We start from the raw sequence: 7,463 nt of genomic DNA, 5'->3' as shown, positions 1-7,463 counted from the left end.
GCCGGGCGGGACTTCGCGGGCCCGTCCCAACGCGGGTCAGGCCGTCGGGCGGGCCGGTGAGGCGTCCTCGGCCACCGGGCGGGGCCGGTTCGCCCCCTTCGCGATCACGCGGGTGCCGCCCGGCCGCTGGTGGCGCATCGCGAGGGCCACCAGGCCCGCCGCCAGCACCGTCATCGCCGCCCCCGCCCACGCCGTCGAGGCGAAGCCGAACCCCGCGTCGATCACCGTGCCGCCCAGCCACGGGCCGCCCGTGTTGCCGAGGTTGAACGCCGACGTCGCCGTCGCGCCCGCCAGGATCGGTGCCGCCGCCGCCACGTTGAACATCCGCGCGTTCAGCGCCGGCGCCGTGAAGAACGCCGAGAAACCGAGCAGCAGCGACAGCACCACCACCGCCACCGCGCTCGACGCCACCAGTGCCAGCGCGGCCAGGAACACCGTCGAGGCGACCACCCCGCTCAGCAGCACCCCGAAGAGATGCGCGTCCGCGACCCGGCCGCCGATCACCGTGCCGATCAGCGCGCCGACGCCGAACAGCGCGAGCACCGTCGGGACCCAGCCCTCGTCGAGACCGGCCACGTCCGTCAGCAGCGGGGCCAGATAGGAGAACGCGCAGAAGACCCCGCCCGCCGCGAGCGCCGTGATCGCGATCGCCAGCCACACCTGGCGGTCGCGGTAGATCAGCAGCTCGCGCCTGAGTTCCGGCTTGCGCTCCGGCAGCGGGATGCGCGGGATCAGCGTCGCGACACCGACCAGCGCGACGGCGGACGCCGCGCCCACCGCCCAGAACGCGGAACGCCAGCCCAGATGCGTACCGAGGAACGCCCCCGCCGGCACCCCGAGCACGTTCGCGATCGACAGCCCGCCGATCATCACGGCCATCGCGCGGGCACGCGCCGTCTGCGGCACCATCGCGATGGCGACCGCCGCGCCGACCGCCCAGAAGCCCGCGCAGGCGAACGCGCTGACGACACGTGAGACGAACAGCACCTCGTAGTTGGGCGCGATCGCGCCCGCGACCTGGCCGAGGCCGAAGACGGAGATCAGCGCGATGAGCGTCGTACGGCGCGGCAGCCGCAGTGTCGCCACGGCGAGCAGCGGGGCGCCGACCACCATGCCGATCGCGAAGGCGGATATCAGCAGACCGGCCTTCGGGATGCTGACGTCCATGTCCTCGGCGATCGGCGGCAGCAGCCCGGACAGCATGAACTCACTGGTTCCGAGGGCGAAGACGGAGAGCCCGAGTATGTACACGGCGAGTGGCATGCGGGCGCGGCTGGGCGCGACGGGAGCGGAGTCAGGCATGGCACGTACAACCACCGGCCCCCGCTCCGTCATTCCTGACCGCGCCGGTCAGCGGGTGAGCGTCTCCAGTTCGGCCGTGAGGTTCTGCCGGGCCCGCCCCTCCCACAGCTCCGCCCCGTGCCGTGTCCTGAACAGCCTTTCCAGGTCCAGGAGTTGGCGCAGCACGGCCGCCCGGCCCGCCCGGAACGCGTCGTCCGGGACGAAGCCGTACTCCTCCCGTACGGCGCGCGTGTACGCCTCGTACGCCTCCGGCCCCGACGCGAGGATCACGAGATCCGCGTCACACAGCACCTCGCCGTTGGTGTCGCCGGGCGCCGGATCGTGGGTGACGGTGAGGCGCACGAGACGGGCGACCTCGTCCGTGACGTCGGCCCGTACGCCCAGCTCGGTGAGGGCGCGGACCGCGAGCACGGCGCTGCGCTCCTCGTTCTCGGAGCGGTCGGGGCGGTAGACGGCGTCGTGGAACCAGGCGGCGAGCCGTACGGCTTCGGGGTCGGCCGCGTACTCGGCGAGGGTGTCGACGTGGTCCAGGACGGCCAGCAGGTGATCGGTGTTGTGGTACCGGCGCTGGGGCTCGGCCCAGCGGGCCATCAGGTTCTCGGCGTAGGGGAGGGGGTCGGGGAGCGGCTCGGGGGCGCTCTCCCCGTCGCGTACCGCGTCGAGGGTGCGCAGCCAGCGGCTGCGGAGGGCGTCGTGAACGGACATGGAGGGAGAGCTTAGAGCCCTGTCCCCGGCGGCCAGCTCCGCGTTGAACTGGGCGCCGGCCACCAGCGACAGATTCGTCAGCCACAGCCAGATGAGAAAGACGATGCTGCCCGCGAGCGAGCCGTAGAGCCGGCTGTACGTCCCCGAGTGGGCCGCGTACACCGCGAACCCCGCCGACATCAGCAGCCAGAGCAGCACCGCGAGCACTCCGCCGGGCAGCGCGCTGCGCAGATGGCGGGTGCCGGGCGGACCCGTACGGAACACGACGAGGACGAGGACCGCCGCGAGCGCCAGCAGCAGCGGCCACTTCAGAACCGACCACACCACGCTTCCCGTGCTCCCCACGCCCAGCAGGGGACCGATCCGGCGGACCGCGTCGCCCGTCAGCACCAGCGTGAACGCGCTCGTGACGAGCAGCGCGAGCAGCGCGCACGCCGTGACCACGATGCGCGGGGCCGTGCGCCACGGCGGACGGTGGTCGACCGCGCCGTGCATACGGTGCAGCGCGCGCCGGAAGACACCCAGATAGCTGGAGGAGGACCAGAGCGCGCCGACCGTGCCGAAGATCGTCAGCAGCCAGGCGGCGGTGCGCTGGCGGGTCATCTGGTCGAGCGCGTCGCTGATCAGGTGCTTCGACTGCGCCGGGACCAGTGAGGTGATCTGGTCGGCCAGTTCGCCCGCCGCGTCGCTGCCGGCGAGACCGATGGACGCCACGGTCACCAGGAGCGCCGGGACGATCGCGAGGACGGTGTAGTACGTGAGGGCGGCGGCCCAGTCCGTGGCGTCGTCACGCCACAGCGCGATCGGGGTGCGCCGGAGCGCGCGGACGAAGCGGCGGGCGTCGCGCGGGGGACGCTTGGCGCGCGGTGGATGCGGGTGCCACCAGGCGTGCGCCGGGCGGGACTTGGGCACTCTCGTCTCCCCGTTCGGTGTTCGTGTGCGGCGGTCGTGTCGACGGTCGCGGATTCGGGCGGCGGGTACGGCGGTCGCGGGGGCACGGGCACCCCCGTGACCTGCCCGCGGCCGGTCCGCCGTGCCGCTTGACCTCAGGGTGCCCTGCCACGGGCGTCCGACGCGGTTCAGAGCAGCGGCGCACGTGTGGTGTCGGCCCGGCGCAGTCCGCGCGAGCGCGCCGGAGCGCGTGCCGGGGCCCTGAGCCGTACGACCGCTTCCACGCGCACCGTGCCCTCGCCGCTCGCCCGCGCGTCCGCGACCGGACCGGTGTCGATCCGCCGGACGACGTCCGCCGGGACGGCGTCCGGTTCCAGCCGTACGGAGAACGTCGCACGCGGCCGGCGCGGCCGGCCCGACAGTGTCACCCGCGCACGGTTCACTCCCGGGATCCGCTCCGTCCGCTCCTCCATGGCGGCCGTCAGCGCGCGGGTACGGAGCCCGAGCCCCGGACGCGGGAGGCGGAGCGTGCGCGGCTGACCCGTCCGGAACTGGGCCAGCAACCACCACAGGCAGAGCACGAACAGGGCGGCGAGCGCCGCGATCACGGCCGGGGTCCACCAGCCGTGGTCGCGCAGCCGGGAGAGCAGCGCGCGGTCCGCCAGCGCGGCGTCGGGCCGGACGGTGGCCGCCTCGGGCCACCAGCCGGGCAGACGCTCGCGTACGGTTCCGTGGCCGGTCAGGACCCACGCCCCCGCACCGGTCAGACCCGCGCCGATCACGGCCAGCAGGGCGCGGTCGACGGCGCTACGGGGCCGAGGCCGGAGCCGGGGGCGGGGCATGGGAGGTCGCCTCCTTCTGGTCGTGGTCCTGCGGTCCGTGGTCGTGCCGTTCGCGGTCGTGTCCTTCGTGGTCGTGTCCGCCGTCCCGCTCGTGGCCGGACTCACCGTCGTGCGCGCCGGGCGGCTGCCAGTACGCGTCGCGGCTCACCCGCACCCGTACGCGCGGCCGCTTCGCCAGACCGAGACCGGCGACGACCTCGCCGGCGGCCCGCAGGAGCGCCTCGCGCGTGTCGGCCGGGTCCCCGAAACCGATCCGCGCGCGCACGGCGATCCGGCGGCGCCGGGCAGTGACCCGTACGCGCGAGACGCCGGGCACGTCGGCCGCGCGATGACGTACGAGGGCGGCCACCGCCGGCCTGTCGACGGCGGCGGCGGTCGCGCCCGGCATCGCCGATGCCGTCGCCCCCACTGATGCCGTCGGCCCCGCCGGCCCGGTCGACATCGGCAGCCGGCCGCGCAGTCCGGGGGTGAGCGCCACCAGCAGCGTCCACAGGCCGGCCACCGTCGCCGCGGCGGCGACGGCGGCCACCGCCGTGTCGGCCGGCCCGTGGCCCGTCATCCAGTCCACCGTGCGCAGGCGCACGTCCGACGGCTCGCGGCCGAACGCCACCGCGACGACATCGGCGAGCAGCACCCCGCACACGGCCGCCCCGAGCAGCGCGAACACGGCCGCCGGGACGCGCCGTTGGGACCAGGGGCGGCGCGCGGCGCGGCGCGGGGACTCCGCCGCCTCCGCCGGCCCGGCGGGTTCGGCCGCCGACTGCGCGAGGCGGGTGATCCGGACCGTCGTACGGCTGACCGTCAGGCCCGTGAGATACGCGGTGCGTTCGGTCACGCGCCGCTGGAGTTCCGCACCGGACGTTTCGAGAGGTACGGGGTAGGCGAGGCCGACGTCGAGATGGACGCCGTCCACCCGGCTGCCGCGCACCTCGGCCGACGCACGCACGACCCGGCCCCCGCCCGGTCCCAGCACCTCGTCCGCGGCCCGGCCCGCCACCCGCCGTACCACCCGGTCCGCGATCCGCGTACTGCCGCGGTCGGCCGGCGGCACCCGCGGAACCGGCGGCGCGGGCGGGGGCGCCGGGCGCGCGGGGTCCGCGCTCACCGGCGCTTCCGCTCGTCAGGGTCCAGGAACTCGCGCAGGCTGATGCCCTGGTCGACCAGCCGACCCGCCACGAAGCCCACCGCTCCGAGCGCGGCCACCAGCAGGAACGCCCCGAACCCGCCGAACCAGCCCGCGAAGCCCAGGGCCATGCCGGCGGCCAGTCCCACCAGAGACGCGTTCATCGGGCCGCTCACTCGACGCGCGTGTCGGTGCCGCTGCTCGACTCGTCCTCGTCGTCCGGCAGATGCACGTCGTTGACGGTGACGTTCACCTCGACGACCTCAAGACCGGTGATCCGCTCGACGGCCGCGATGACGTTCTCGCGCACGTCGCGGGCGACGTCGCTGATCGGTACGCCGTACTCGACCACGAGGTCCAGATCGATGGCGGTCTGGCGCTCGCCGACCTCGACCTTGACGCCGCGGCCGACGTTGGGGCGTCCGCCCGGTACCCGGTCGCGTACGGCGCCGAGCGTCCGCGACAGGCCGCCACCCATGTCGTACACGCCGGGGATCTCACGCGCCGCCATGCCGGAGATCTTCACGACGACGACATCCGCGATGGAGGTCCGGCCGCGCGTGGCCGCGGGTTCGGTGGCCCCGGTCGCGCCGCTGCCGAGGGTGGTCGAGCCCGCCGAGCCGGGGTTCGCCACCGCCGTGGGGGTGGGGGACGCCTTCTGGGCCGGTGCCGTCTGGGTCGCTGCCATGGGACAGCCTCCTTCTCCGTGTCGTTCACGTGGTTGTCGTACACGTGCCGTTCGCGCTTGTCGTCTCGTTGGACACGGGTAGCCGGGTTTCGTCACGCGAGTTCGCCGGAATTCTTTTTTTCGCCGAACGCGCGTGACGATCGGCCGTCCCCCGTGTCGAAGACGTGTGAGGGGCCGTGCCGGACCCGGGGAACACGGATACGACGAGCGGCGAGAGGAGTCGGTGAGTGCCCGGCGACAACCTGCTGGCGGTACGCGCGGGCGAGGGCGACGAGGAAGCGTTCGAGACGCTCGTGCGCGACTACGGGCCGGTGATGCTCCAGCTCGCCACCCGGCTCCTCGGCAGCCGGACCGAGGCCGAGGACGCCGTACAGGACGCCTTCGTGAGCGCCTGGCGCAAGCTGCCCGAGTTCCGGGGCGACGCGGAGTTCAGCACCTGGATGTACCGGATCGTCACCAACCGGTGCCTCAACCAGTTGCGTGCCCGCCGCCCGGCGACGGATCTGGACTCCGTGCCCGAACCGGCCGCGCCCGAGCACGAGTCGTCCCCGGCGCGCGCCGCCGAGTCGCACGCCGCCGTACGCGCGCTGGCGGTGGCCATGATCGGGCTCTCGCCCGAGCAACGCGCCTGCTGGGTGCTGCGCGAGCTGCACGGGATGAGTTACGAGAACATCGCGGAGACGGTCGGGATCAGCCTGGTGGCGGTCCGGGGCAGGGTCTTCCGCGCACGCCGCTATCTGACGGAGGCGATGAGCGCATGGCGCTGAACGCGCATCCCGACCGCCCCGGGCCGGAGGACGGCGTGGGGGGCGAAGGGGAATCCGCCGACAACGAGGCCGAACTGCTCTCGTGCGGGCGGGAGTTGAGCGCCGTCTGGGACGCCTGGGACGACCGTGACACGACGGGCGCCCCGCCCGGCGTCACCGATCCGCATCTCGTGGAGTGCCCCTACTGCTCCGCCGCACTGGCCGATCTCGCCGCGCTCGGCGAGGCCGTCGACCGGACACGCGCGGCCGAGCGGCCCGCACCGGCCGAACTCTCCGACCTCACGGCCCGCGTCATGGACATCGTGCGGCTGGAGCTGCGGCCCGGCCGCCCCCTGCCGCTCGGCGCACCCGACGAGGACCTGTGGATCGTGGAGGCCGCCGCCGCGCGGGCCTTCCGGGGCGCGGCCGAGTCGCTGCCGGGGGTACGGGCGGGGAGCTGCCGCGTCAGCCCGCGCGAACGCGGGCCCGTCCGCGTACGGCTGGAGGTCGCGGCCGGACTCCACCTCAGCCTGCCGGACCTCGCCGAGAGGATCCGGGCGCGGGTGGGCGAGGCGGCACGCGACACCATCGGTATCGAGGTGGAGAGCATCGACGTGCTCGTCGTCGACCTCTTCGACGCGGGCGGCGCGGACGGCGCGGGCGGCGCGGACGACGGGCGCGACGGGCGCGACGCAGACGCAGGAGAGGGCCGATGACGCGGAACGAGACCGTCGCGACGAGGGACCGGCTGGCGCTGGCCGCCGCCGAGGCCGTGGAGCGGGTGCCGGGGGTGGCCTTCCTGCGCCCCGGCATCGCCGACCTGGTCCGGGCGTCCTACGCGTCGCGCGACCGGCGGAGGCCCGGCATACGGGTGCGGCCGGGCGCGGACGCCGCCTCCTGGCACATCGAGGTCCACCTCGTCGCCCGGCGCACGCACCGCACGCTGGATGTCACGCGTGCGGTGCGGGAGGCGGTCCTCGGAGCGGTGGCGGCGGCCGGTGACCCGGCCGGTATCGCCGTGACCGCGACGGTCACGGTGACGGTCACCGGCCTCGTCTGACAGACCCTAGCTGTATTGACCCGCAGGGTTGTTGACGCGGGTGATGGGTGGCTGGCCGCCGAGTGCGGTGTGGCTGCGGTGGTGGTTGTAGGTGTGGAGGAAGTCT

Annotated in this window: 9 protein-coding genes and 2 pseudogenes; 3 read left to right on the top strand and 8 right to left on the bottom strand. The window is 74.5% G+C overall.

Annotated elements, in window-relative coordinates; all coding sequences use genetic code 11:
* Positions 1-36 precede the first annotated feature (36 nt).
* From ACZ61E_RS18655 to ACZ61E_RS18625, 7 genes and pseudogenes are all read right to left on the bottom strand, one after another.
* The gene (locus tag ACZ61E_RS18655) at positions 37-1,263 is read right to left on the bottom strand and encodes a Cmx/CmrA family chloramphenicol efflux MFS transporter (RefSeq protein WP_469700881.1); all 1,227 of its coding nucleotides are present in this window, start codon (positions 1,261-1,263) and stop codon (positions 37-39) included.
* 87 nt (positions 1,264-1,350) lie between these two features.
* Positions 1,351-2,007, bottom strand: a complete 657-nt coding sequence (locus ACZ61E_RS18650) for an HD domain-containing protein (RefSeq protein ID WP_469700879.1) — start codon at positions 2,005-2,007, stop codon at positions 1,351-1,353.
* 90 nt (positions 2,008-2,097) lie between these two features.
* A pseudogene (locus tag ACZ61E_RS18645) lies at positions 2,098-2,919 on the bottom strand (YihY/virulence factor BrkB family protein); the annotation flags it as partial.
* 167 nt (positions 2,920-3,086) lie between these two features.
* Positions 3,087-3,740: an Asp23/Gls24 family envelope stress response protein gene (locus tag ACZ61E_RS18640; protein WP_469700718.1), complete on the bottom strand. Its 654-nt coding sequence runs from the start codon at positions 3,738-3,740 to the stop codon at positions 3,087-3,089.
* Entirely contained in the window at positions 3,706-4,845 is a 1,140-nt protein-coding gene (locus tag ACZ61E_RS18635) for a DUF6286 domain-containing Asp23/Gls24 family envelope stress response protein (protein WP_469700717.1), read from the bottom strand. The genes ACZ61E_RS18640 and ACZ61E_RS18635 overlap by 35 nt, the downstream gene beginning before the upstream one ends.
* A complete protein-coding gene (locus ACZ61E_RS18630) occupies positions 4,842-5,027 on the bottom strand; it encodes a hypothetical protein (protein WP_469700716.1) in 186 nt (61 codons plus the stop codon). The genes ACZ61E_RS18635 and ACZ61E_RS18630 overlap by 4 nt, the downstream gene beginning before the upstream one ends.
* Positions 5,028-5,035: 8 nt before the next feature.
* Positions 5,036-5,551 carry an Asp23/Gls24 family envelope stress response protein gene (locus ACZ61E_RS18625; RefSeq protein ID WP_469700715.1) on the bottom strand — a complete coding sequence of 172 codons (516 nt, stop codon included), beginning with the start codon at positions 5,549-5,551 and terminating at the stop codon, positions 5,036-5,038.
* A gap of 227 nt (positions 5,552-5,778) precedes the next feature.
* Between ACZ61E_RS18625 and ACZ61E_RS18620 the strand changes: the two genes are divergently transcribed.
* From ACZ61E_RS18620 to ACZ61E_RS18610, 3 genes are read left to right on the top strand one after another with little or no spacing between them, the layout of a single operon-like run.
* Positions 5,779-6,318, top strand: coding sequence for an RNA polymerase sigma factor (locus tag ACZ61E_RS18620; RefSeq protein ID WP_469700713.1), 540 nt, complete (start codon positions 5,779-5,781; stop codon positions 6,316-6,318).
* Positions 6,309-7,013 carry an Asp23/Gls24 family envelope stress response protein gene (locus ACZ61E_RS18615; RefSeq protein ID WP_469700712.1) on the top strand — a complete coding sequence of 235 codons (705 nt, stop codon included), beginning with the start codon at positions 6,309-6,311 and terminating at the stop codon, positions 7,011-7,013. Before ACZ61E_RS18620 ends, ACZ61E_RS18615 begins: the two co-directional genes overlap by 10 nt.
* Positions 7,010-7,357, top strand: a complete 348-nt coding sequence (locus ACZ61E_RS18610; protein ID WP_469700710.1) for an Asp23/Gls24 family envelope stress response protein — start codon at positions 7,010-7,012, stop codon at positions 7,355-7,357. Before ACZ61E_RS18615 ends, ACZ61E_RS18610 begins: the two co-directional genes overlap by 4 nt.
* 6 nt (positions 7,358-7,363) lie before the next feature.
* Here the strand turns inward: ACZ61E_RS18610 and ACZ61E_RS18605 are convergent.
* Positions 7,364-7,463: pseudogene (locus ACZ61E_RS18605) on the bottom strand (IS481 family transposase); the annotation flags it as partial.

It is taken from the genome of Streptomyces sp. NPDC104581 (assembly GCF_055583685.1).
This window is presented reverse-complemented; position numbering and strand designations above follow the sequence as displayed.

What these genes read in the sequence shown, in the direction of transcription:
- ACZ61E_RS18655 (WP_469700881.1), bottom strand. Translation starts at nt 1,263, where the DNA reads ATGCCACTCGCCGTGTACATACTCGGGCTCTCCGTCTTCGCCCTCGGA.
- ACZ61E_RS18650 (WP_469700879.1), bottom strand. Translation starts at nt 2,007, where the DNA reads ATGTCCGTTCACGACGCCCTCCGCAGCCGCTGGCTGCGCACCCTCGAC.
- ACZ61E_RS18640 (WP_469700718.1), bottom strand. Translation starts at nt 3,740, where the DNA reads ATGCCCCGCCCCCGGCTCCGGCCTCGGCCCCGTAGCGCCGTCGACCGC.
- ACZ61E_RS18630 (WP_469700716.1), bottom strand. Translation starts at nt 5,027, where the DNA reads ATGAACGCGTCTCTGGTGGGACTGGCCGCCGGCATGGCCCTGGGCTTC.
- ACZ61E_RS18625 (WP_469700715.1), bottom strand. Translation starts at nt 5,551, where the DNA reads ATGGCAGCGACCCAGACGGCACCGGCCCAGAAGGCGTCCCCCACCCCC.
- ACZ61E_RS18615 (WP_469700712.1), top strand. Translation starts at nt 6,309, where the DNA reads ATGGCGCTGAACGCGCATCCCGACCGCCCCGGGCCGGAGGACGGCGTG.
- ACZ61E_RS18610 (WP_469700710.1), top strand. Translation starts at nt 7,010, where the DNA reads ATGACGCGGAACGAGACCGTCGCGACGAGGGACCGGCTGGCGCTGGCC.